This is a genomic window from Bradyrhizobium genosp. P (assembly GCF_049949265.1).
In the GTDB taxonomy this organism is placed as follows: domain Bacteria; phylum Pseudomonadota; class Alphaproteobacteria; order Rhizobiales; family Xanthobacteraceae; genus Bradyrhizobium.
On record NZ_CP188195.1, the window covers coordinates 4,579,564 to 4,601,866 of the forward strand.

Sequence of the window (22,303 nt, forward strand, 5' to 3'; positions counted from 1 at the left end):
ACAATTCATCGTTCAGAGCGACTTGACGGCCGCTTTTGGTTGCGCGAAGCCCAATCCATCCCAGATAACCAATATGTCCGGAAACCTAGATCCATGAACGCTCCTGCCGCACCCCATAAACTGATCAAAGGCGCGACCGGCGACTGGGAAGTCGTGATCGGCATGGAAATCCACGCCCAGGTTACCTCGAACTCGAAACTGTTCTCGGGCGCATCCACCGCGTTTGGCGGCGAGCCCAACAGCCACGTCTCGCTGGTTGATGCCGCGATGCCAGGCATGCTGCCCGTGATCAACGGGGCGTGTGTCCGCCAGGCGGTGCGGACCGGCCTCGGCCTGAACGCCAAGATCAATCTGCGCTCGGTGTTCGACCGCAAGAACTATTTCTATCCGGACCTGCCGCAGGGCTATCAGATCAGCCAGTACAAGTCGCCGATCGTGGGCGAGGGCGAGGTGGTGCTCGAATTCGACGGCGGCCGCAGCGTCACCATCGGCATCGAGCGGCTGCATCTCGAGCAGGACGCCGGCAAGTTGCTGCATGATCAGTCACCAACGATGTCCTATGTCGACCTCAACCGCTGCGGCGTCGCGCTGATGGAGATCGTCTCCAAGCCCGACATCCGCGACGCCGAGCAGGCCAAGGCCTACGTCACCAAGCTGCGCTCGATCCTGCGCTATCTCGGCACCTGCGATGGCGACATGGAAAAGGGCAGCCTGCGCGCCGACGTCAACGTCTCGGTGCGCAAGCCGGGTGGTCCGCTCGGCACCCGCTGTGAAATCAAGAACATGAACTCGGTCAACTTCATCGGCCAGGCGATCGAGTACGAGGCGCGGCGCCAGATCGAGATCATCGAGGACGGCGGCAGCATCGACCAGGAAACCCGGCTGTTCGATCCCAACAAGGGCGAAACGCGCTCGATGCGCTCGAAGGAAGAGGCGCACGATTACCGTTACTTCCCCGATCCGGACCTGCTGCCGCTCGAATTCAGCCAGGCTTTCGTCGACGAGCTCAAGGCGGGCTTGCCGGAACTGCCGGACGAGAAGAAGTCCCGGTTTACTACGGGCTTCGGTCTCTCGCCCTATGATGCGAGCGTGCTGGTGGCCGAGCGCGAGAGCGCTGAGTTCTACGAGACGGTGCTGTCCGGCCTCGCCGACAAAGCGCGCGACGGCAAGCTCGCCGCCAACTGGGTGATCAACGAGCTGTTCGGGCGGCTGAACAAGGAGAGCCGCGATATCGCGGCGTCGCCGGTGTCGGCCGGGCAACTCGCCGCGATCGTCGATCTGATCGGCGAGGGAACGATTTCCGGCAAGATCGCCAAGGACTTGTTCGAGATCGTCTGGCAGGAGGGCGGCGATCCGCGCGCGCTGGTCGAGGCGCGCGGCATGAAGCAGGTCACCGATCTCGGCGCGATCGAGAAGGTGGTCGACGACATCATCGCGGCCAATCCGGACAAGGTCGCGCAGGCCCAGGCAAAGCCGCAACTGGTCGGCTGGTTCGTCGGCCAGGTGATGAAGTCGTCCGGCGGCAAGGCGAACCCGCAGGCGGTCAACGACCTGCTGAAGTCCAAGCTCGGCATCTGAGCGAACACGGAAGACGACGTTATCCCTGGAGCATGATGCTCCGGAAAACCGGTGCCGACTTTTCCGGATCGTGCCCATGCGTCGTCTTTGTCGCGCCTCTCGGTGTCGTCGCGCGCGCATGCGCGTGACGTGATCTGGCCTCACACGCTCCCCTTCATCGTCGCGATGACGCCCGTCGCGACCGAATCGCTCCGACCGCGATTCGTCCGGAAATCCGGTTTTGGCGACCGCCGATGGGGCGAAAACGGCTTACCCACGAAATTTTTTTCATTGCCAAATTTTACGACTCAGCGTCCGTGCCGACGCGTTTTTCGGTCGCGGCATCGACTCACGACGATGACGATCGCGCGTCGATCGACAAGATGCGAATTCAGGAAATGCCTGTGGCGCAAGCCTTTCCTGCGACGTTGACAAACGTCGATGTCGGCGGTGGCTGCACTTTTTGCATCGTCGCGCCAACGCGTCGTCGAATTATTCGACGACGCGCGCGGCGCGCTTGCGCATCACTGCGTCAACACTTCCTTAAGCGGGACACTGTTTTTTTCGATGTGTTGGTGTATTCGGGATGGGTGTGCATCTCGATTCCCGAATGCACGCAGCGAAGTAGAGCCATCTCACACATACTGGAGGGCAACATGGCTAAGAAGGCAAAGAAGGCTAAGAAGGCGAAGTCGGCAGTGAAGAAGACTGCGAAGAAGACCCGCAAGGTCGCCAAGAAGAAGAAGTAACTCTTCTCGGCTCGAGAGGATTGCCGGCGGCTTGATGCCGGCACGTCACGAGAGCCACCGGGCGGACTGCCGCAAGGCGAGGTCTCCCGAGGCTCTGGTTGACGAAAGAGGGTGTCGGCGAGACATCAGGTCAAACGGCTGGATCGAATTCGGGCAAGGCTTGCTTTTGAAAAAAAGGCTCGCTCTCCCAGATCGGTCCGGCAGAAGAAGCAAGAGCTTTCTTCGTTCGGTGCGGATCCGGTCTGGCTCCGCAATTTCACCGGCGCAAATGCCCAAGTGAGATCTGGTCCTGACGTGTTCGCCGACGCCCTCGTTCCGGCGGCCCGCGCAGTCCGCGCCCGGCGCCTGTTTTTCCATTAATCTGTTCTTCATTGTCGGCAAGCCGGTTGGTCTCGCTTCCCGTTTGCGCAACGTCAGATGGCGCCGGAACCTTGGACCGCTCGCCGCTCCTGACGACCTTTCCGTCAACTCCGAACCCGATTGCCCGAGACGATGGCCGAGACCGGCCACGCCGTCTTTGCCTGCAATGGTTATCGTAGTCCGAAGCGCAAGGGTAAACCGGCGTTCACGAATGCCAGGAAATGCCTGTGGCGCAGCCACTTTTGCGATTCCGGGAATTGCCGGGCGCACCGCGAATTTACACCCTGTTCATCGCGATGCTTAAACCGCTCTTCAAATTTGATGGGCCATGATCATCCCAACAAGCCGGCAAACGGCGAGCGCATGATCAAGGATCAGCGCGGCGCATAATCCGAAGGATTAGCGCGGGGAATGAGGCGATTTGAACAGTGGACGGGGGCCGCGCTCGGGGGAGGGCGGCCAACAACAAAAAGGGGAGTTGCGACAATGTTTCAGGGTTTCATCGATCAGGACACCGCCATCCCGGTTGCGGCAACTGCGATCCAGGACGTGCTGTTCGAGCGCGGCCTTTACTGGGCGAGCGGCCGCTCTGGCGTGGTCAACCTGGTCGCCGCCCATAAGTGGTTCAACCTCGCCGCCGTGAAGGGCCGCACTGAAGCGATCGCGATGCGCCGCGAAATCGCCGAGCAGATGTCGGATGTCGAGATCGCCACCGCCCAGCGCGAAGCCCGCACCTGGATGACGACGCACTAACCAAGATTTTTGGCGTGGCGGGCTTCGGCCCCTCGCCACAGCACAGCAGGCCGCCGACCGTCATGGCACCGCCGAAGCAATCGGTGAGCCGGTCCGCATCGTTGCCACCGCGATGAGAGCGGCGACGAAATTGGCGGCGGCGCTGATCGCCACCGCAATGAAATAGCTGTGGCTGATGTCGAATGCGAAGCCCGCTGCGCTCGGGCCCAGCAGCGTTCCGATCGCGACGCTGGTGTAGAGGATGCCGATGATGCCGCCGACATTGCGGCCGCCGAAATGGTCGGTGACCACGGCGGGCAGGATCGCGACCCAGCCGCCATAGAACACGCCGAACAGCAGTGCAAAGACCGCCAGCGACCAGAAGCCGCCTGCCGCCGCCCAGATCGTGAGCGAGATGGCCATCCCGACACACATCGCGATGAGGAACGTATCCCGTCCGATCCGGTCGGCGATGCCGCCGAGAAAGAAGCGGCCGGCGGTGCTGCCGATGCCGATCATCCCGAGCAGCAACACCGCGGCGGTGGGCGCCACCTGATGATCGACGGCATAGGGCACCAGATGCACGAAGGGGACGAACACCCCGAAGGCGCTGATCAGGCACGCGGCGTAAAGTCCGGCGAAGCGGAGCGTCCGCACTGCATCGCGGATCGAGACACCTCGGCGCACAGGCGCGCTTGAATTGTCGAGCGGATCGCCGTCCGGTCCGGTGCCATGGCGGCGCGGATCGTCCGATATCAGCAACGATGATCCGATGCCGACGACGGGGGCCACGATGCCCAGCACGAGGTAGGCGTCCCGCCATCCGAGGTTTGCGATCAGCCAGGTCGCGAGCGGCGGCATCACCAGCGTTCCGACGCCGATCCCGCTGACGGCCAGCCCCGATGCGAAGCCGCGCCGCTTGACGAACCAGCGTTGCACGGCGCCTAGCGTCGGAACATAGGCGCAGCCGACGCCGGCCCCGATGCCGATGCTGTAGGCGGCATAGACCTGAACGATGGTTTGCGCCTCGCTCGCCAGAACGAGGCCGAGACCGACCAGCCCCATTCCGAGGGCGGCAAGGTTTCTCGCACCCCAGCGGTCGGCGAGGGGACCTGAAATTACGCCGAGGCCGAAATACAGGAAGCCGGCGAAGGAGAACACCAGCGACACGGAGCCGCGCGAGGCGCCGAAATCGCGTTGCAGCGACTCGACGAACGAGGAGAACGTATAGGCGCTGCCAAAGCCGACGAATGTGACGACGAAGGCGGCCGCCACGACGAACCAGCCGTAGAACGCTTTTGCTTTTGGATGATCGGTGGTCACAGCAGGATTCCTCATGACCGCTCCGATGGCATTGTGCGATTGGCGGGCTCGCCGGGCGGGTACAGCAGCATCTGCGTGCAGCGGAACAGCGCGAGGGTCTTGGCCGTGGCCTCGCCGCGGATCTCGGCATCCCACACCTGGGTCGTGCGCCCGGCATGAACGAGGCGTGCCTCGCAGCTCACGATCCCCTCGCTGACCGTACCGATGAAGTTGGTTTTCAGTTCACCGGTGGCGAAGCCGGTTGCATCCTTCGGCAAGGACGCGAGGCAGCCGAAGCCGCAGGCTGAGTCCGCCAGTGCGACGATGGTCGCACCGTGCAGCAATCCATGCGGCGAGAAGTGCTTTGCCCTGACATCGAAGCGGCCGCGGACGCGGCCCTTCTCGACCTCCATCCACCGAAACTCCAGCACGCCGGGCAGGCTGCTCTTTTGCGATGCGTTGATCCGATCGACCAGCGCGCTCATGCCGCGGCCCCCACCGCCGGACGGTGGAAGGTGGAATTGCTTGAAACCTCGGTCATGCCGTCGCTCCATCAATGCCTTCTGCGGTGAACGGGGAACGCTCCACATGAAATAGGAAATCTAATCAATATCGTGCAGGGTTCTTCGATTGACGCAGTTCGAACTGGCGAGATACGCTCATGAAGCACTTGGATTCACGGAACCGCAAACCAGGATTACTGCTCTGGTTGCCTTAGAAAATCTAAATCATGGACCACAAGATTCCGCCGCTGAACGCGTTGAAAGCGTTCGAGGCCGCCGCTCGCCATCTCTCGGTGAAGCTCGCGGCCGAGGAGTTGTGCGTGACGCCGGGCGCGGTCAGCCAGATGCTCAAGACGCTGGAAGCGCATCTCGGTGTGAGGTTGTTCGAGCGGGTGCCGCGCGGCATCTATCTCACCGACGCCGGGCGCGACTATCTGCCGTCGATCCGCAACGCGTTTCGCCAGATCGCGGAGGCGTCGCGGCGTGTTGCCGCGTCAACCGATGCCGGCGTGCTCACGGTCAGTGTCACGCCGTTCTTTGCATCGGCCTGGCTGGTGCCGCGCATGGCCTCGTTTCAGGACGTGCATCCGGAGATCGATCTGCAGATCGGCACCAGCAGCGCACTGGTGGATTTTTCGCGCAGCGGCATCGACGTTGCGGTTCGTCATGGTCTCGGCCGCTATCCGGGTCTGCGCAGCGACCGCGTGGTCACCGTTGAGATGGTGGTGGTGGCTGCGCCGTCGCTCGTCGCGCGCCTCGGACGGCCGAAATCATCCGCTGATCTCGCGCGCTGGCCGCAGGTGCATGATGCCGATCGCAAGGGATGGAGCCTGTGGTTTCAGAGCAACGGCGTCGAGGAAGTTCGCGCGCCGCGCGGACCATCGTTCGACGACACGGGCCTTCTCCTGACAGCGGTCTTGTCGGGGCAGGGCGCGGGCCTGTTGCCGGCGGCGATGGTCGCGAATGAGATCGCCAGCGGACAGTTGATCCAGCTGCTGGCAACGGCGCAGATGGAGGAGTTCGCGTATTACCTTGTCTGTCCCGACAACAGACAGGGGCTGCCGAAGATCGCGGCGTTCAGGGAATGGATATTGGGTCCGATCGCCCAATCGGTCCATGCGGACCGCTAACGCGCGATGAGATTAGGTTGAATCGTCATCGCGCTTTAGCTTTTTGTTTGATCCAGCAGCCGCTGAGGGTCGCGCGGGCCGCCTGATGGCTTCAGCTGATCCCGCCGATGTGACCGGCCGTGAGACCGCGGCAAGTTGCGGTCCTGCGGTCGACGCATCACTTATGATGGCGGAGAGCGCGTGCGATGCGTCTTGTCTTGGCCCTGGGCCTGTTCGTCACGCTATGGTCTGTCGCTGCTGACGCAGCGAGGGCTCATCGGCACCGCGTGCGTCAACATGTCACCGTGCGCCCGAGCCCGGATGCGGCACCGCCGGGATGGTCCACGTCGCTTGGCTGGAGGCCTATCCCTCCGGAGGAAAACAGGAATTTCGACGCGTCCACCCGTGGTGGCGGTTGATGTCGGCTGGACCAATGGGGGCGGCACTCAGCGCCTGGCAACGGTCCATTAACCATACCAGTAAGACAGTTCATGCCAGCGCATGGAGGCAGTGATGACCGAGAAGATGCTGATTCTAGCGATATTGGTAGGCGCGATCGGATTGGATTTCACGTTCGGATATATTCTGGGTCTGTTGGACTTCGACCTCTGACATATCCCCAGGCCGCGCGAGACTGAGATCACGACGGAGCCGGCAGCAGCCTGGTTTCCATCGGCAGATCAGGCGCGCGCTCGGCTCGCGCTGTGAAATAGTCCCAAGCCTTTTCATGGCCGAAATAGACAAAGGGACCGAGTATGAAGCCGCTGGCTGACAGGATCGTCGCCTCGGCAACGTTGCGCACCACCACATAGTTGGTGGTGAAGTCCACCACGGTTGCGATCGTCCGGTAGGTGATCGTCTTGGCCAGTGCGCGACTGATCCTGATGCCGGCTTCGCCGGCTGATTGAGGGTTCCCTGCGGGCGAGGCAACCGCGGGCAGGTCGACGGCGGTGTCGGAGGACTTCAGGTAGTTCCAGGCGGCTTCATGGGCCAGATAGAACAGCGGGCCGGCCACCAGGTTGAAAGATGAAAGACCGGCCGCGGTGCCGAGTTCGCCGATCACCAGATAGTTCGTGGTGAAGTCGAGGCTCGTGACGATGATCCGGAACGTGATGGTCTTGGCCACTGTCCGTCCGAGCACCAACCGCGGCAGCAGCGTTTGCGCCAGCCTGATGGATTGCGGCAGCCTGACAGGAAGCTGGCTCAGAAAAGAGGCTGCGGGCGCCCGCTCCCGGCGCGACATCGCCCCGGACTTTCGCTTCCGGCGAGACCAACTCGGCAGGAAGCTCGGTGCGAGCATGGCTACGCCGCCGATCAGCAAGCCCGGAACGAGCGCCACCTCGATCAGGGCGGCTCCTGCGATGACTGCCAGCCCTACAGTCACATATTGCTTCATGGCCTGACCCTCGGCGACTCCGGTCCGGACGGTAGCCACGTTGCGTGTAAGAAAAATGTCGTATTCTGTCCCGGTAGGTCAGTGATCCGGGGGGGCCCCAAGCGCGGCTCCTTCAAGGGCCTCAAGCAAGGAACAGCTCCAAAACCTGGGCGTTTCCTGTCGGAAGGAGGCATACCATGCTCTTGAATGTCGTCATATTTGCCGGCGTGATTGCCGTGCACTACTTCCGTATGCGCAGGGTTGCGCATGATTAGGCCGAACGGCTCGCTCATCTTGAGCGGCGCCTAAGCTCACGTCGCGGGCCGTCGCATGGCTAGACGTTTTCGATCAGCCAGCTGCTGCCGCTGTCGTTGACACCTGCCCAGGTCGCGGTATCGCCGGAAATATCAATAACGAGTAACTGGTCGTCAAATCCAAGAAACCGCTCCAGCCGATTTCGAATTTCATCCGGCGTTTCTGCGCATTGTACAATCCACACCGTCTCGAGGTGATGCCACCAGGCGCCCAATGATTTTATCGTTTCGCCCAATTCACGGTACGCAGCCCCTTGAGCCGGGTGAATGTCGTAGACGATGAGAATCGTTGCCGTTTGCGCACTGGCTTGAAACAATTTACGGAGCGCTTGATGCTCCGGTCCATTGGCGCTTCCTGAGAGGAACGTTTCTATCTCGATGTGCGAGGCGTGGCTGCCTGAGGCGGCATTGGCACGATGTAGGACAACTTTCGCGCCGGTTGCAGGGTCGTGCACCAGGGACCATGAATCGCCATTGCTGCTCGTATAGAACAAGTGCTCCGCGCGCGGCGTCCTGCCTTCATCGACTTCCTTGCCGAGTACATAACGGCTCGGATCTTCAACGGGGCTGCCTTCAACAGGAGCCTTGCACATCAACTCAAACAGCACGTTGGGGTCGTTCTTCCAGATCGCAATTTCGGCAACTGTAACGGTAAGCGTACCGCCACGGAACGGATAATCTCCCGGCTCCCGAACGTTGTTGACGTCACCCCAAGATACATTCATTGGCAAATCCGGAGGCGTGGGGACCCGGCTGGGACGCCGTTGATGGCCGGCGCTCCCCAACCGCCGACAGCCATCCCAACGCGGTCAAATGATCGACGTTCCTCCAGCCGATGTGGCTGCGGAACCCAGTGGCTGTATCGGCATTGATCCTCAGATTCAGAAATCGGAGGACGATCATGAAGTTGATTATCACAGCGGCTGTTGCGGTGGTTATTTCAGCGGCTTCGGTGGCCGGCGCTGATGCCAAGGGCTGCATCAAGGGAGCTGTCGTCGGTGGTGTGGCCGGTCACATGGCCGGCCACGGCAAGTTGGGCGCGGCCGCAGGGTGCGTAATTGGCCACCACGAAGCGAACAAACCCGATCCGAAGAACGCCAATGCTCAAGCGCCGAGCCAAAAGTGAACTCTTTTCCGAACGTGAGCGGCTACATCCTGCGATGAAGATTCGATCGCACTCGGAGAGTCACCTTGTCGAGCTTGAGGACGGTTCGCAATGGCAGATTTTTCCGGGAGACATTGACGTCACTCTCGGCTGGACGCCCGAAACGGATCTGACATTGCTGAGAGTTGACGACGAAGTGCACTCGAATGTGCTGCTCAGCGAGAGCGGGCCGGTTCGCGTCATTGCGGTGGGCGCGGTTTGGCCAGAACCGCAAGTGAAATCGATCTTGAAGGAGGGCTAGCGACGGCTCCAGATGTATTGGTGGAACGATGGCTGGCGAGGTCCATTGAATCCTCGGTGAGATGGAACGAGGCTCGATATGGCTTATCGGTTAGGAAGATGGCGCCTCTACCGGGCGATGGTTGGTGCGACGCTTGAGCTAGTCATCGGCGCGGCTGCGATTTTCGCAGCAGTCTATCATTTCGCCTGATCGCACGTGGTCGGCTCGCAAATTTTGGCTTGGTCAGGACGGGGCATCAGGAGGAGAGGCAAATGGTCAATGCAGGTCGACCTCAGCAGCGTATCGAACAGGCCACAGAATCCATACGTGCGATGACCCAGGACCTTGCCGACGAACTCGGACCGCGCCCCAGGTGGATGGACCGCTTGAGCGAGATGACCCGCGAAGCGCCGCTTCAGTCTCTCGCCGTGGCTTTTCTGATCGGCGTGTTTCTAGCGCACCGTTAATTTGGCCCAAGGTTGTTCCTCGTAAATCACCATCCAGCTCACGTTGCTCGACCGCAGCGGGGTGAGAGGATCGCGGCGCCGTGCACTGCATACATCCCCGTTTGAGTCGCTGTGTTTCGGAGCGGTAATCCAGTTGTAAAAGCGCCGTGACAGTCCTGTCGGGTGTGTTAGCATCGTACCTATCGCATTCCTTCAGTTTGAGAGGCGCGGGCCATGAAAGCCTTGTTCCGCTTAAATCAAACCGTCGCGGTCTCATTGATTGTGGTGTTGTGCGGCCCAGGCGGCATGGCAATATCGAAAGCCGCAACGCCTTCAGGCGGTCCGACCACATCGCTTCCCCACCTCTTGGTCGAAGCGCCAAGGCTAGCCGTCTCTCCGCGGAAGCCTGTCAACCATGCACATGCGCGCCATTTTGCGGCCGCTCGACCGTCAGCCGCCTCTACGGGGTGTGTCGACGGCTGCGTATCGAGCTTTAAGTCGGGCGACCGTCCTTGGGTTGGTTGCTCCGTTTCCGGTCAATACGCGTATTCGACAACATGCAGAAATACAGGTGGCTACAAAAACTACAATGAGTGCCTGGAGGCTGGACTGAAAACCGGTGCAAGATCAGTCGAGATCGACTGGTACTGCCATAGCCTCGCAGCTGGGAACAACTATAGGTAAGGCGCTAAGCCCTCAGTGCCATGAGGTGGCAGCATCCGTATGGATGGCCGGCGCGACCAGCGCAATTCTCACAACGCATGTAGCAGCGGCTGCCACCGACAAGAGTGCCGCACCAACTCACATCCAAGCCAATTGGGGCAGGGGAATCAGGGCATTGAGCCGGCTGGCGGAGAGGGAGGGATTCGAACCCTCGATACAGCTTGAGACCGTATGACGCTTTAGCAAAGCGTTGCCTTCAGCCACTCGGCCACCTCTCCGGTGGCGCCGATATGCCCGAGCGGAGGCTGAGCCGCAAGCATCAGATTCAGATTGCGGCAAGGTGATTTGGTGGCAAGGCAGTCTCAGGCCCGCGGTCCAGCGGCGGAATCGGCGGCAAACCGGCTGCCAGCCCTTGTTCCGGAGCCTGATTGCGGGGTCGACGGGTGCTTCACTTTCTGGAAATTCCATTTGTAACAAAGGCTTATGCGGTAGCCTGCCGCCGCCGCCTTCGATCTGCCTATCGCGAGCCTGTCGAAAACCGCCAGTGGCGGCTCATTCCACGCTGCTGCCGCGCCGGAGGTCCGCGTCGATCTGCAGTTTGGTCCCGCCGCCGAAGCGCGCGCGATAGACCTGCAGGTTCTCCATGATCCGCTGCACGTAGTTGCGCGTCTCCGAGAATGGAATCAGCTCGACCCAATCGACCGCGTCGACCTTGGGATCGCGCGGATCGCCATAGCGCTCGATCCACTTCTTCACGCTGCCGCGGCCGGCATTGTAGGCGGCAAAGGTCAGGATGTAGGAGCCGCGATAGTCCTCGAGCAGGCCGCCGAGCTCGGCCGCGCCGAGCGCCGCATTGTAGACCGGATCGGTCTTCATCCGGCTGAGGTCGAAGCCGATGCCGGCGCGTTTGCAGACATAGCGGCCGGCCTCCGGCGTCACCTGCATCAGGCCGTAGGCCTGTGCCGGCGACACCACGGCGGGATTGAACGCGCTCTCCTGGCGCGCAATGGCGTAGACGATGCTGGGCTCGACTTCCGGCCCGACCTGCCGGAACGACGGAATGCCGTTGACCGGATAGGCGTAGTGGTCGAACGGCAGTCCGCGATTGAGCGCCGCCTTGCCCATCAGCAGCATGCCGCGCGCATCGGTGTTGCGCGCCGTCAGCTCGCCGAGGCCTGCGAGCGCTTCCGGATCGCCATTGTCGCCCATATCGCTGAAGATCGGGATCGCAAGCTCGCGCTCGTCGATCTCGTAGAGCAGCGCCACCGCGCGAACGATCTCCAGCCGCTCGGCGCCGCGGCCGCGCGGCGCGCCGTTGAGCTCGATCTGCGGCATGCCGAGCTTGGCGCGTGCAAGTTGGCCGTAATAGCTCGTCGACTGCTCGGCCGCTTGCGCATAGGCAGCGCGGGCCTCCTGGCCGCGGCCGGCGGCTTCCGCGGCGCGGCCCTGCCAATAGCCGGCACGCGCCAGCGCCGTCGGGTTGGTGCTGCCGACGCCGATCCGCGCGAAGTGCTGTGCGGCCACCGACGGATCGTTGAGGAAGCGCAGCGCGATCCAGCCCGAGGTGAATTCCTGCTCGGTCTTGTAGATGTCGCGGGCGGGGAGCGCCGCATCGCGCGCGATCAGATAGGCGGTGCGGTATTCCCCGACGTCGATCATCTTGCGCGACAGCAGCCGGCGCTCGACCCACCATTCGTCGACGTTGAACAAGCGCGCAGCGTCCTTTGGCGCGCTCATCATCAGTTGCGCGGCCTCCGCGAATTTCTCCTCGCGACGGAGCAACTGGATCTTCGCGAACAGATAGCCGGTATCGCCGGACAGTTCGCGCGGCACGGCGTCGACCAGTTCGCGCAGGTTCGAGCCCTTGCGGTTGGCGGCGATCCGCGCCTTCGCCAGCGCGACGTAACCGGAGCCGAGGCGCTTGGCCGCGCGTATGCCAGCGGCCTCGTTGTCGGTGCCGTAAAGCATCGTATCCATGCGCGCCTTGTGGTCGCCGGCGGTGAGGAGGGACCCGAACAGATCGAGCGCGGTGCTCTCGGTGTCCTCGCCCATCGCGTCGTTGCGCCAGGCCTCGCGCACCAGCCGCTCGGCATTGGCGCGGTCGCCGCGCCCGATCATCGCCTTGGCGAGCGCGAAGCGGCCCTTGGCCGAGACCGGCGATTCATTCTGGAACCAGGCCCAGACGGCGGAATCGTCGCGATGGTCGTCCCACAGCGCGGCCTCGATGCGGCGGCGCAGGAAGATCTGCGACGGCCAGCTCGGATTGGCGTCGAGGAAGGCGCGGTAGCGCTCGACCGAGGCGCCGTTGTTGTCGCTGCGCAGGATCAGCCATTCCGCGAGCTTGCGCGCGACCGGATCGGAGATCGAGGCCTCGGCCTGCGTGGCCTCATCAGGCCTGCGCTTGCGCAGGAGCTCGACGACGTTCTCGAGCGCGTCCTTGTCCTCTTGCGACGTCGATGAGGTTGCAGCCACGGCCGCCGGGGTCACCGGCTTGCGCACTGCCGGTGCAGCGTGCTGGCGGGTCGCCGGAACCAGCGCAGGCGCGACCGCACTCGCGGCGACTGGCTTGTTCGGCAGGGACGTGCCGGCCTTTGGAACGCTAGTCTTGGCAGTGCTAGTCTTGGCAGTGCTAGTCTTGGCAGTGCTAGTCTTGGCAGTGCTAGTCTTGGCAGTGCTAGTCTTGGCAGTGCTAGTCTTGGCAGTGCTAGTCTTGGCAGCGCTCGTCTTGGGAGCGCTGACTTTGGGAGCGCTGGTCTCGGTGGCGCTGGTCTTGGCCGGAGTTGTCTTTGCGGCGGTGGACTTGGACGCGTCGCTCTTTGCAGTGCTCGTCTTGGCTGCGGTATTTTTGGCAGTGGAATTCTTGGCTGCAGAACTCTTGGCTGCAGAACTCTTGGCCGCAGGATTCTTGGCCGCAGGAGTTTTGGCTGCGGCGGCCTTGGGAGCCGCGCTTTGGTCTGCCGGCGCGGGTGTTGGAACGTCCGCGGCGGCCCAGGCATCGGCCGCCGTCACGGCAAAACCGATCACAAGCGCCAGGCTGGTTGCCAGCGCCGTCGATCGCAATGTGCCTGCGCGGGCGGAACGGTTCACGGACATCCTCTGCGGCGGCGGCGAATCACCCGATCGCCCGGGCCATAGGTTCTTATTTGATTGAATAAGTGCACAAAATGCTAAAAAGCGCTGCCGGTGCGGCTGTTTGCGCCATCACAACGGCAAAATCGCGGCTGGGAATAGGTACGGCGCGGCCCTTTCGCCTGACAGTCAGACCCGATATGACTTGTCTTTCATGGCGTTACGGCAGCACGCCAACAACGAAGGTCTGTCGACCTAGCCTTAAGCCTGAAGCGTTTGGAGGAAATCCATGGCAGCCAAGACAAAATTCCGGGGGTCGTTCACTGCCTTGGTGACGCCCTTCAAAAACGGCTCGGTGGATGAGGCGGCGTTCCGCGGCCTGGTGAACTGGCAGATCGCGGAGGGCACGCACGGCCTCGTGCCGGTCGGCACCACCGGCGAGAGCCCGACGCTCAGCCATGACGAGCACAAGCGCGTGATCGAGTGGTGTATCGCGGAGGCCAACGGCCGGGTGCCCGTGATCGCGGGCGCCGGCTCGAACTCGACCAAGGAAGCGATCGAACTGGCCGAGCATGCCGAGAAGGCGGGCGCGACCGCGGTGCTGGTGGTGACACCGTACTACAACAAGCCGACGCAAGAGGGCATGTACCAGCACTTCAAGGCGATCAACGATGCGATCGCGATTCCGATCATCATCTACAACATCCCGCCGCGCTCGGTGATCGATATGTCGGTCGACACCATGAAGCGGCTGTTCGAACTGAAGAACATTGCCGGCGTCAAGGACGCCACCGCCAGCATGGTGCGGGTGTCGCAGCAGCGCGCGGCGATGGGCGAGGACTTCAACCAGATGTCAGGCGAGGACGCGACCATCATCGGCTACATGGCGCATGGCGGCCACGGCTGCATCTCGGTGACGTCGAACGTCGCGCCGCGGCTGTGCTCGGAATTCCAGATTGCCTGGCAGAAGGGCGACGTGACCACCGCGCTGAAGATCCACGACAAGCTGATGCCGCTGCACACCAATCTCTTCATCGAGAGCAACCCGGCGCCGGTGAAATATGCGATGTCGCTGCTCGGCAAGCTGGACGAGAAGCTGCGCCTGCCGATGGTGCCGGTCTCGGAGTCGACCCGCGCGGCCGTGCGCAGCGCCATGGTGCATGCCGGTCTGATCAACTGAATGAGCTGAGTACGTCGAGAACGGCCGTGAGCAATACTGTTCGCAATGTCGAAGAAAGGGGATGGGCATGTTGAAGGAATTCCGCGATTTCGCCATGAAGGGCAACGTCGTCGACCTCGCCGTCGCCGTCATCATCGGTGCGGCCTTCGGTGCGATCGTCACGTCGCTGGTCGGCGACATCATCATGCCGATCATCGGCGCGATCAGCGGCGGCCTGGACTTCTCCAATTATTTTATCGGCTTGTCGAAAAACGTCACAGCAACCAACCTCGCCGATGCCAAGAAGCAAGGTGCGGTGCTCGCCTACGGTAGCTTCCTGACGCTGACGATCAATTTCCTGATCATCGCCTTCGTGCTGTTTATTGTGATTCGCCTGATGAGCCAGTTCAAGCGCAAGGAAGCGGCTGCACCCGCCGAGCCGCCGAAGCCGACCGCCGAGGTCGCGCTGCTGACTGAAATCCGCGACCTCCTCAAGAAGAGCTAAAGTGGCAGCCGACAAGAACGAACGCCAAATCAAGGTTGTCGCCGAGAACCGAAAGGCCCGCTTCAACTACGCCATCGAGGATACCATCGAGGCCGGCATCTCGCTGACCGGCACCGAGGTGAAATCGATCCGCAGCGGCAAGAGCACGATCGCGGAGTCCTACGCAAACTCCAAGAACGGCGAGATCTGGCTGATCAACGCCACCATCCCGGAATATCTGCAGGCCAACCGCTTCAACCACGAGCCGAAACGGCCGCGTAAGCTGCTGCTGCATCGCAAGCAGATCAACAAGCTGCTCGGCGCGGTCGACCGTGAGGGCATGACGCTCATTCCGCTCAAGCTCTATTTCAATGAGCGAGGCCGTGCCAAACTGCTGCTCGCGGTCGCCAAGGGCAAGAAGCTGCACGACAAGCGCGAGACCGAGAAGAAACGCGATTGGAGCCGCGAGAAAGGCCGCCTGATGCGGGCGCGGGGGTGATTAGACGCGAGTAGCGAATGGCGCATAGGAAGGCGGGCACCTCTGCCGTTCCATTCGCTATTGGCCGCTCGCCATTGGCGGCTTGCTGGAGCACGACATGACTCAATCGAGCGTGACCGACGTCGACTGGAGCAAGATCCCAGCGCCCTCAGACGATGGCGGCGCGGCGCATTTGAAGGGTATGACGATTCCGCCCGTCACCCTGCGCGCCACCAACGATACCTCGGTGACGCTGTCCGAGCTTGAGGGCCGCACCGTCCTGTTCGGCTATCCACGAACCGGCGAGCCCGGCAAGATCGGGTTAGTCGACGACTGGGACATGATCCCCGGCGCGCGGCTGCACGCCGCAGACCTGCGCGTTCCGCGACCTGTTCGCCGACTTGAAGGCCGCCGGCGCCGCCCAGGTGTTCGGCCTGTCGACGCAGAGCAATCAATATCAGACCGAGATGGCGTCGCGGCTGCATCTGCCGTTCCCGGTGCTGTCGGACGAGGCCTTGCAACTCACGCGTGCATTGAGCTTACCGACCATGTCGGTCGCGGGGCTGACACTGATCAAGCGGCTCGCGCTTGTTGTCGACGACGCGCGTATCACGCACGTGTTCTATCCGGTGTTCCCGCCTGACCGGAACGCGGGCGACGTGCTGGATTGGCTGAAGGACAATCCGTCGCAGACCTAGCCGAGGTCCTTCCGTACGGTAGCGAACACACTGCGGAACATGTCTGATGTCAGCACGCCGGTATTCGTGTTGTACCGCGAGCAATGGTAGCTGTCGTAGAGCTTGTACTGTCCGGCTATATGCACGGCACCGTGCGCAAAGGGCGCGGCGGCGAGTTGGATTCCCAGCGCCCTCAACGTTGATTCGTGCGCGATGCGTCCGAGCAGCACGATCGCGCGCACCGTTGGCATCGCGGCGATGGTCGCGGCGAGGAATTGCCGGCAGGTGTTGATCTCGGCAGGCAGCGGCTTGTTCTGCGGCGGCACGCACCGCACCGCGTTGCTGATCCGGCAGTCGACCAGCTTCATGCCATCGTCAGGACGCGCCTGATAGACGCCGCTGGCAAAGCCATATTCGAGCAACGTCGCGTAGAGCAAGACGCCGGCGTAGTCCCCGGTGAAGGGACGCCCGGTGCGATTGGCGCCCTGCATGCCCGGTGCAAGTCCGACGATCAGCAGCCGTGCATTGGCGTCGCCAAACGAATCCACCGGCGCGTTGAACCAGGCAGGTTCGCGCACGCGGGTTTGCGCGCGGAAGTCGGCCAGCCGCGGACAGAGCGGGCAGTTGCGATCGGGGACGGTGCCAGGGGTGACGAGACTACTCGTCGAAATCGTCATCGGCGCCCCGTGGCGCCACAGTGGAGGGCGTGCGCGTCAGGAATTGCGGGGAGTGATGGCGCGGCTCGCGCGGCGCCGGACGCTCGGACGGGTCGCGGCCGAGCTTGGATTGCAGCTCCACGAGATCGGTGAAAACGTCGGCCTGGCGGCGCAATTCGTCAGCAATCATCGGCGGCTGGCTGGCGATGGTGGAGATCACGGTGACGCGGACACCGCGGCGCTGCACCGCCTCGACCAGCGAACGGAAGTCGCCGTCGCCAGAGAACAGAATCATCTGGTCGACATGTTCGGCAAGCTCCATGGCATCGACAGCGAGCTCGATGTCCATGTTGCCCTTCACCTTGCGGCGGCCACTGGCGTCGATGAATTCCTTGGTGGCTTTGGTGACGACGGTGTAGCCGTTGTAGTCGAGCCAGTCGATCAGCGGACGGATCGACGAATACTCCTGATCCTCGATGATCGCCGTGTAGTAGAATGCGCGCAGTAGCGTGCCCCGGCCCTGGAATTCCTTGAGAAGGCGCTTGTAGTCGATGTCGAAGCCCAGAGTCTTTGCGGTAGCGTAGAGATTGGCTCCGTCGATGAAGAGCGCGATCTTGTTGGAAACAGGTGACGACATCAAAGTGTTCTCGCGTGGTTGTTAGTGTTCTTAGCGCAGCGGCGACCGACCGCGCGCAATTTCCTGCGTTGCTGCCTAAAGCTCGGTGAATCTTTCCCCGCAACAGTCACCACCGCAATTATGGTGAGGCGAGGGCAAAAAGCCTAGACTTTTGACATTGCAATGAAGAGATTTACTTGTCTGGGACGGCAACCAGGCCCTGTCGTCAGACGCTCTGGCCATTCTGGCCCCGGCGGAGGGGGTTACCAGAGCCTGCCAAGAAGGCAAATCACAAATTTTGCCTTGCGAAACGGAGGCCGGCCCTATAACTAACCCTCATAACCAACATGTTCGGTCCCTTTTACCACGGAGCGCCTTGATATGGCTCGCGTCACCGTCGAAGATTGCATTGATAAGGTCGACAATCGTTTCGACCTCGTCCTGTTGGCGGCCCACCGCGCCCGGATGATCTCGTCAGGCTCGCAACTCACGGTTGATCGGGACAACGACAAGAATCCTGTCGTCTCGTTGCGCGAGATCGCCGACTCCACGATCTCGCCAGAAGACCTGCGCGAGGAACTGGTGCACTCCCTGCAGAAATTCGTCGAGGTCGACGAGCCCGAACCCGACACTGTCCCGCTGATCGGTTCCGCCGGCGCGAGCGTCGATGCCGACGACACCGAAGTCGCCATCGAGCGCATGACTGAGGAAGAGCTGCTGAAGGGCCTCGAAGGCCTGGCGCCCCCGGAAGAGCAGCCCGAGGAAGACGAATAAAGCCGGGTTCTCAGGTCCCACTTTCAGACAGATTTGCCAAAGGCCCGGACATCGCTCCGGGCCTTTGCTTTTGTTGACAATTTCGCTGTTACCGTGCGTCCTGTACGGACGCGGGAAATTGAACATTTCTGGTCCCGCGTGGGGTGCTGCTTCGCTCGGCAGCACACTAGATTGGATGGAGGGCCTTTCGGCCCGCGCGAGAGGCATCGAATTCATGGCGTATCGACGCCGCAGTACCAGCCAGATGCAAGCTGCGACCGAAACGGTCGCGGTGGCGCCGGCTTCGCCCGTAGCGGAGAGGCCGGGCAGGCCGCGGGCGCGGATGATGCGACAATATGACCTCGTCGAGCGCGTCCGCTCCTATAACCCTGATACCGACGAGGACCTGCTCAACCGCGCCTATGTCTATGCAATGAAGGCGCACGGCACCCAGACCCGCGCCTCCGGCGATCCCTATTTCTCGCATCCGCTCGAGGTCGCCGCGATCCTCACCAACCTCAAGCTCGACGACGCCACGATCGTCGCAGCCCTGCTGCACGATACGATCGAGGATACCGAGGCGACACGGGCCGAGATCGACCATGTCTTCGGCCACGAGATCGGCGCGCTGGTCGAGGGGCTGACCAAGCTGAAGCGGCTGGAGCTGGTGTCGCGCGAAGCCAAGCAGGCCGAGAACCTGCGCAAGCTTCTGCTTGCGATCGCCGACGACGTCCGCGTGCTGCTGATCAAGCTCGCCGACCGCCTGCACAACATGCGGACGCTGGAATTCGTGCCGCCGGCCTCGCGCCGCCGCATCGCCGAGGAGACGCTCGACATCTATGCGCCGCTCGCCGGCCGCATGGGTATGCAGGAAATGCGCGAGGAGCTGGAGGACCTGTCCTTCTTCGTGCTCGACCCGGAGGCCTATGCGGTGGTCAAGCAGCGGCTCGATGGGCTGGCCGAACGCAACCGCAACCTGATCGGCGAGATCGAGGCCCAGCTCTCTAAGAACCTGCAGAAGAACGGCATCATCGCGCGGGTGTTCGGCCGCCGCAAGCAGCCGTTTTCGATCTGGACCAAGATGGAGCGCAAGTCGGTCGGCTTCGAGCAGCTCTCCGACATCTACGGCTTCCGCGTCATCCTCGACGACGTCGGCGCCTGCTACCGCGCGCTCGGCACCGTGCACACGACCTGGCCGGTCGTGCCGGGGCGCTTCAAGGACTACATCTCGACGCCGAAGCAGAACGACTACCGCTCGATCCACACCACCGTGATCGGGCCGGGCAAGCAGCGCGTCGAGCTGCAGATCCGCACCGAGGACATGAACCAGATCGCCGAGTTCGGCATCGCCGCGCACGCCTTCTACAAGGAAGGCGCGGGCTCGCCGCACGAGCGGCTGAAGCACGAATCCAACGCCTTCGCCTGGCTGCGCCACACCATCGGCATCCTCTCTGACAGCGCCAACCCGGAGGAATTCCTTGAGCACACCAAGCTCGAGCTGTTCCACGACCAGGTGTTCTGCTTCACGCCGAAGGGCAAGCTGATCGCGCTGCCGCGCAAGGCCAATGTGATCGATTTCGCCTATGCGGTGCACACCGCCGTCGGTCACAGCGCGGTCGGTTGCAAGATCAACGGCAAATTCGCGCCGTTATCGTCCGAGTTGCAGAATGGCGACGAGGTCGAGGTCCTGACCTCGAAGGCCCAGTCGGCCCCGCCATCGGCCTGGGAGGTGCTCGCCGTCACCGGCAAGGCGCGTGCCGCGATCCGCCGCGCCACCCGCGACGCGGTGCGCGACCAGTATGCCGGCCTCGGCCGCCGCATCGTCGATCGCCTGTTTGCCCGCGCCAAGATCGAATATGCCGACGACAAGCTGAAGGGCGCGTTGCCGCGGCTGGCGCGCAGCTCGATCGAGGATGTAATGGCCTCGGTCGGACGCGGCGAGATCAAGGCATCCGACGTCGCGCGCGCCATGTATCCCGACTACAAGGAAGAACGGCTGGTGCGCTATGGCGCCAAGAAGGGCCTCGCCGCCAAGCTGAAGAGCCAGGCGCCGCCGCATCCGGCGCGAGCCGCCTCGGTGATCCCGGTGCGCGGCATCAATTCCGACCTGCCGGTAAAGTTCGCGCCGAATGGCGGCGCGGTGCCGGGCGATCGCATCGTCGGCATCGTCACGCCGGGCGAGGGGATCACGATCTATCCGATCCAGTCGCCGGCGCTGAAGGATTTCGAGGAGGAGCCGGAGCGCTGGCTCGACGTGCGCTGGGATATCGACGAGACCATGCCGCAGCGTTTCCCGGCGCGGATCCTGATCCACAATGTCAACGAACCCGGCAGCCTGGCCCAGATCGCCACCGTGATCGCCGAGCATGACGGCAATATCGACAACATTCACATGTCGCGCCGTTCTCCGGATTTCACGGAGCTGACCATCGATCTCGAGGTCTATGACCTCAAGCATCTCAGCGCTATCATCTTGCAGTTGCGCGCCAAGGCTGTCGTCGCGCGGGTCGAGCGCGTCAATGGGTAGGGTCTTGTCGTTGCCGGGCTTCACCCGGCAAGCCATCTTCCAGGAATGAAAGTACACGCGGGCCGAGCCCGCGGCCAATTGGATTTGCAAGGTCAGAGAATGTCCAAAGCTCCTCCGCTGCGCCTCGGCGTCAATGTCGATCACGTCGCGACCCTGCGCAATGCGCGCGGCGGCGCGCGGCCCGATCCGGTGCGGCTCGCGCTTGCCGCGATCGCGGCCGGCGCCGACGGCATCACCGCGCATCTGAGGGAAGACCGCCGCCATATCCGCGACCAGGACATGGCGCGGCTGAAGGCCGAAATATCGAAGCCCTTGAATTTCGAGATGGCGGCGACCGACGACATGCTGCGGATTTCGCTCGCAACAAAACCGCATGCCGTCTGCCTGGTGCCGGAGCGGCGTCAGGAGCTCACGACCGAAGGCGGCCTCGATGTGATCGGCCAGCACAGCGCGCTGGCGCCGTTCATCGCGCGGCTCAGCGACGCCGGCATAAGGGTGTCGCTGTTCATCGCCGCCGATCCGAGGCAGATCGAGATGGCCGCGAAGCTGAAGGCGCCGGTGATCGAGCTCCACACCGGCGGCTGGTGCGATGCCGTGGTCGACGGCCACAAGGACAAGGCCGCCGCCGAGTGGACGCGCATCGTCGAAGGCGCGAAGCTCGCCCGTGCGGCCGGCCTGGAGGTGCATGCCGGACACGGCCTCGACTACGACACCGCCGAAACGATCTCGGCGCTATCTGACATTCGCGAGCTCAACATCGGCTACTACATGATCGGCGAGGCGCTGTTCGTCGGCATCGCCGAGACCGTGCGCGCGATGCGCGCGGCGATGGACCGCGGGCGCGCCAAGGCGGAAGGCGCTGTCCACGCATGATCATCGGCATCGGCTCCGACCTGATCGACATCACCCGGGTCGCCAAGGTGATCGAGCGCCATGGCGAGCGGTTCCTGGAGCGCATCTTCACCGACGCCGAGCGCGCCAAGGCGATGCGCCGCGCCAACAATGAGAAGATGGTGGTCGCGACCTACGCCAAGCGCTTTGCGGCCAAGGAAGCCTGTTCCAAGGCGCTCGGCACCGGCATCCGCCAGGGCGTGTGGTGGAAGGACATGGGGGTGGTGAACCTCCCGGGCGGGCGACCGACCATGCAACTGACCGGCGGGGCGCTGGAACGGCTGAAGAAACTGACGCCGGAGGGCATGGAAGCCCGGATCGACCTGTCGATCACCGACGACTGGCCGCTAGCGCAGGCCTTCGTCATAATTTCGGCCGTTGGCCCCGGCAAATGAGGCTGGCGGCCGGGGGCTCGTTCGAAAATTCTGGAAAAACTAAAAATCATTGACATTTCAATGGATTGCGAAGTTTTTACCCGGCGATTGATTGCGCGCCCGC

Annotated in this window: 21 protein-coding genes, 1 tRNA gene and 1 pseudogene; 15 read left to right on the forward strand and 8 right to left on the reverse strand. The window is 62.7% G+C overall.

The window, feature by feature from the left end; all coding sequences use genetic code 11:
• Positions 1 to 93: 93 nt before the first annotated feature.
• From gatB to ACP2YO_RS22120, 3 genes are all read left to right on the forward strand, one after another.
• Positions 94 to 1,578: an Asp-tRNA(Asn)/Glu-tRNA(Gln) amidotransferase subunit GatB gene (gene gatB / locus ACP2YO_RS22110; protein WP_426442683.1), complete on the forward strand. Its 1,485-nt coding sequence runs from the start codon at positions 94 to 96 to the stop codon at positions 1,576 to 1,578.
• Between the two features lie 233 nt (positions 1,579 to 1,811).
• On the forward strand, positions 1,812 to 2,306 hold the full coding sequence (locus tag ACP2YO_RS22115) for a hypothetical protein (RefSeq protein ID WP_426442684.1): 495 nt from the start codon (positions 1,812 to 1,814) through the stop codon (positions 2,304 to 2,306).
• Positions 2,307 to 3,152: 846 nt separating this feature from the next.
• The gene (locus ACP2YO_RS22120; RefSeq protein WP_426442685.1) at positions 3,153 to 3,419 is read left to right on the forward strand and encodes a hypothetical protein; all 267 of its coding nucleotides are present in this window, start codon (positions 3,153 to 3,155) and stop codon (positions 3,417 to 3,419) included.
• 60 nt (positions 3,420 to 3,479) lie between these two features.
• Here the strand turns inward: ACP2YO_RS22120 and ACP2YO_RS22125 are convergent, their stop codons facing one another.
• Both ACP2YO_RS22125 and ACP2YO_RS22130 read right to left on the reverse strand, forming a co-directional pair.
• Positions 3,480 to 4,736 (reverse strand): MFS transporter, encoded by a 1,257-nt coding sequence (locus tag ACP2YO_RS22125; protein ID WP_426442686.1) that lies wholly within the window; start codon positions 4,734 to 4,736, stop codon positions 3,480 to 3,482.
• Positions 4,733 to 5,185 carry a PaaI family thioesterase gene (locus tag ACP2YO_RS22130; RefSeq protein WP_426442687.1) on the reverse strand — a complete coding sequence of 151 codons (453 nt, stop codon included), beginning with the start codon at positions 5,183 to 5,185 and terminating at the stop codon, positions 4,733 to 4,735. Before ACP2YO_RS22130 ends, ACP2YO_RS22125 begins: the two co-directional genes overlap by 4 nt.
• A 245-nt stretch (positions 5,186 to 5,430) precedes the next feature.
• Here ACP2YO_RS22130 and gcvA point away from each other — a divergent pair, with 245 nt between their 5' ends.
• A complete protein-coding gene (gcvA, locus tag ACP2YO_RS22135; protein ID WP_426442688.1) occupies positions 5,431 to 6,333 on the forward strand; it encodes a transcriptional regulator GcvA in 903 nt (300 codons plus the stop codon).
• A 619-nt stretch (positions 6,334 to 6,952) separates the two neighbouring features.
• Here the strand turns inward: gcvA and ACP2YO_RS22140 are convergent.
• Entirely contained in the window at positions 6,953 to 7,708 is a 756-nt protein-coding gene (locus tag ACP2YO_RS22140) for a DUF2061 domain-containing protein (protein WP_426442689.1), read from the reverse strand.
• 313 nt (positions 7,709 to 8,021) lie between these two features.
• Positions 8,022 to 8,726, reverse strand: coding sequence for a hypothetical protein (locus ACP2YO_RS22145; RefSeq protein WP_426442690.1), 705 nt, complete (start codon positions 8,724 to 8,726; stop codon positions 8,022 to 8,024).
• 176 nt (positions 8,727 to 8,902) lie between these two features.
• On the opposite strand from ACP2YO_RS22145, the gene ACP2YO_RS22150 reads away from it, so the two are divergent.
• The 3 genes from ACP2YO_RS22150 to ACP2YO_RS22160 all read left to right on the forward strand — a co-directional run bounded on the left by ACP2YO_RS22150 (position 8,903) and on the right by ACP2YO_RS22160 (position 9,853).
• The gene (locus ACP2YO_RS22150; RefSeq protein WP_426442691.1) at positions 8,903 to 9,127 is read left to right on the forward strand and encodes a hypothetical protein; all 225 of its coding nucleotides are present in this window, start codon (positions 8,903 to 8,905) and stop codon (positions 9,125 to 9,127) included.
• The gene (locus tag ACP2YO_RS22155) at positions 9,102 to 9,407 is read left to right on the forward strand and encodes a hypothetical protein (RefSeq protein ID WP_426442692.1); all 306 of its coding nucleotides are present in this window, start codon (positions 9,102 to 9,104) and stop codon (positions 9,405 to 9,407) included. The genes ACP2YO_RS22150 and ACP2YO_RS22155 overlap by 26 nt, the downstream gene beginning before the upstream one ends.
• Before the next feature lie 251 nt (positions 9,408 to 9,658).
• Positions 9,659 to 9,853 carry a hypothetical protein gene (locus ACP2YO_RS22160; RefSeq protein WP_426442693.1) on the forward strand — a complete coding sequence of 65 codons (195 nt, stop codon included), beginning with the start codon at positions 9,659 to 9,661 and terminating at the stop codon, positions 9,851 to 9,853.
• Between the two features lie 827 nt (positions 9,854 to 10,680).
• On the opposite strand, the gene ACP2YO_RS22165 is transcribed toward ACP2YO_RS22160, so the two are convergent.
• Both ACP2YO_RS22165 and ACP2YO_RS22170 read right to left on the reverse strand, forming a co-directional pair.
• Positions 10,681 to 10,773, reverse strand: a tRNA-Ser gene (locus tag ACP2YO_RS22165).
• Positions 10,774 to 11,047: 274 nt separating this feature from the next.
• Positions 11,048 to 13,582, reverse strand: a complete 2,535-nt coding sequence (locus ACP2YO_RS22170) for a transglycosylase SLT domain-containing protein (RefSeq protein ID WP_426442694.1) — start codon at positions 13,580 to 13,582, stop codon at positions 11,048 to 11,050.
• 271 nt (positions 13,583 to 13,853) lie between these two features.
• Here ACP2YO_RS22170 and dapA point away from each other — a divergent pair, with 271 nt between their 5' ends.
• The 4 genes and pseudogenes from dapA (at position 13,854) to ACP2YO_RS22190 (ending at position 16,383) form a co-directional block, all read left to right on the forward strand.
• The gene (gene dapA / locus ACP2YO_RS22175; RefSeq protein ID WP_426442695.1) at positions 13,854 to 14,744 is read left to right on the forward strand and encodes a 4-hydroxy-tetrahydrodipicolinate synthase; all 891 of its coding nucleotides are present in this window, start codon (positions 13,854 to 13,856) and stop codon (positions 14,742 to 14,744) included.
• A gap of 67 nt (positions 14,745 to 14,811) precedes the next feature.
• A complete protein-coding gene (gene mscL / locus ACP2YO_RS22180; RefSeq protein ID WP_426442696.1) occupies positions 14,812 to 15,228 on the forward strand; it encodes a large conductance mechanosensitive channel protein MscL in 417 nt (138 codons plus the stop codon).
• 1 nt (position 15,229) lies between these two features.
• Entirely contained in the window at positions 15,230 to 15,706 is a 477-nt protein-coding gene (gene smpB, locus ACP2YO_RS22185) for an SsrA-binding protein SmpB (protein ID WP_426442697.1), read from the forward strand.
• Positions 15,707 to 15,803: 97 nt separating this feature from the next.
• A pseudogene (locus ACP2YO_RS22190) lies at positions 15,804 to 16,383 on the forward strand (peroxiredoxin).
• Here the strand turns inward: ACP2YO_RS22190 and ACP2YO_RS22195 are convergent.
• Together ACP2YO_RS22195 and ACP2YO_RS22200 are read right to left on the reverse strand one after the other, a co-directional pair.
• A complete protein-coding gene (locus tag ACP2YO_RS22195; protein WP_426442698.1) occupies positions 16,380 to 17,039 on the reverse strand; it encodes a uracil-DNA glycosylase in 660 nt (219 codons plus the stop codon). The pseudogene ACP2YO_RS22190 and the gene ACP2YO_RS22195 overlap by 4 nt on opposite strands.
• Positions 17,020 to 17,655: an NYN domain-containing protein gene (locus ACP2YO_RS22200; protein ID WP_426442699.1), complete on the reverse strand. Its 636-nt coding sequence runs from the start codon at positions 17,653 to 17,655 to the stop codon at positions 17,020 to 17,022. Before ACP2YO_RS22200 ends, ACP2YO_RS22195 begins: the two co-directional genes overlap by 20 nt.
• Positions 17,656 to 18,015: 360 nt before the next feature.
• Between ACP2YO_RS22200 and rpoZ the strand changes: the two genes are divergently transcribed.
• The 4 genes from rpoZ (at position 18,016) to acpS (ending at position 22,200) form a co-directional block, all read left to right on the forward strand.
• Entirely contained in the window at positions 18,016 to 18,408 is a 393-nt protein-coding gene (gene rpoZ, locus ACP2YO_RS22205) for a DNA-directed RNA polymerase subunit omega (protein ID WP_044542538.1), read from the forward strand.
• Positions 18,409 to 18,622: 214 nt separating this feature from the next.
• Positions 18,623 to 20,914 carry a RelA/SpoT family protein gene (locus tag ACP2YO_RS22210; protein WP_426442700.1) on the forward strand — a complete coding sequence of 764 codons (2,292 nt, stop codon included), beginning with the start codon at positions 18,623 to 18,625 and terminating at the stop codon, positions 20,912 to 20,914.
• Between the two features lie 99 nt (positions 20,915 to 21,013).
• Complete coding sequence (locus tag ACP2YO_RS22215; protein ID WP_426442701.1) at positions 21,014 to 21,787, forward strand: pyridoxine 5'-phosphate synthase; 774 nt, start codon at positions 21,014 to 21,016, stop codon at positions 21,785 to 21,787.
• Positions 21,784 to 22,200 (forward strand): holo-ACP synthase, encoded by a 417-nt coding sequence (acpS, locus tag ACP2YO_RS22220; protein ID WP_426442702.1) that lies wholly within the window; start codon positions 21,784 to 21,786, stop codon positions 22,198 to 22,200. Before ACP2YO_RS22215 ends, acpS begins: the two co-directional genes overlap by 4 nt.
• Positions 22,201 to 22,303 lie beyond the last annotated feature (103 nt).

Coding starts and splice junctions, on each gene's coding strand:
- acpS (WP_426442702.1), top strand. CDS start 21,784: ATGATCATCGGCATCGGCTCCGACCTGATCGACATCACCCGGGTCGCC.
- ACP2YO_RS22200 (WP_426442699.1), bottom strand. CDS start 17,655: ATGTCGTCACCTGTTTCCAACAAGATCGCGCTCTTCATCGACGGAGCC.
- ACP2YO_RS22140 (WP_426442689.1), bottom strand. CDS start 7,708: ATGAAGCAATATGTGACTGTAGGGCTGGCAGTCATCGCAGGAGCCGCC.
- dapA (WP_426442695.1), top strand. CDS start 13,854: ATGGCAGCCAAGACAAAATTCCGGGGGTCGTTCACTGCCTTGGTGACG.
- ACP2YO_RS22120 (WP_426442685.1), top strand. CDS start 3,153: ATGTTTCAGGGTTTCATCGATCAGGACACCGCCATCCCGGTTGCGGCA.
- ACP2YO_RS22125 (WP_426442686.1), bottom strand. CDS start 4,736: ATGAGGAATCCTGCTGTGACCACCGATCATCCAAAAGCAAAAGCGTTC.
- ACP2YO_RS22215 (WP_426442701.1), top strand. CDS start 21,014: ATGTCCAAAGCTCCTCCGCTGCGCCTCGGCGTCAATGTCGATCACGTC.
- ACP2YO_RS22130 (WP_426442687.1), bottom strand. CDS start 5,185: ATGAGCGCGCTGGTCGATCGGATCAACGCATCGCAAAAGAGCAGCCTG.
- rpoZ (WP_044542538.1), top strand. CDS start 18,016: ATGGCTCGCGTCACCGTCGAAGATTGCATTGATAAGGTCGACAATCGT.
- ACP2YO_RS22115 (WP_426442684.1), top strand. CDS start 1,812: ATGGGGCGAAAACGGCTTACCCACGAAATTTTTTTCATTGCCAAATTT.
- gcvA (WP_426442688.1), top strand. CDS start 5,431: ATGGACCACAAGATTCCGCCGCTGAACGCGTTGAAAGCGTTCGAGGCC.
- ACP2YO_RS22145 (WP_426442690.1), bottom strand. CDS start 8,726: ATGAATGTATCTTGGGGTGACGTCAACAACGTTCGGGAGCCGGGAGAT.
- ACP2YO_RS22155 (WP_426442692.1), top strand. CDS start 9,102: ATGCTCAAGCGCCGAGCCAAAAGTGAACTCTTTTCCGAACGTGAGCGG.
- ACP2YO_RS22195 (WP_426442698.1), bottom strand. CDS start 17,039: ATGACGATTTCGACGAGTAGTCTCGTCACCCCTGGCACCGTCCCCGAT.
- gatB (WP_426442683.1), top strand. CDS start 94: ATGAACGCTCCTGCCGCACCCCATAAACTGATCAAAGGCGCGACCGGC.
- ACP2YO_RS22160 (WP_426442693.1), top strand. CDS start 9,659: ATGGTCAATGCAGGTCGACCTCAGCAGCGTATCGAACAGGCCACAGAA.
- mscL (WP_426442696.1), top strand. CDS start 14,812: ATGTTGAAGGAATTCCGCGATTTCGCCATGAAGGGCAACGTCGTCGAC.
- ACP2YO_RS22150 (WP_426442691.1), top strand. CDS start 8,903: ATGAAGTTGATTATCACAGCGGCTGTTGCGGTGGTTATTTCAGCGGCT.
- ACP2YO_RS22210 (WP_426442700.1), top strand. CDS start 18,623: ATGGCGTATCGACGCCGCAGTACCAGCCAGATGCAAGCTGCGACCGAA.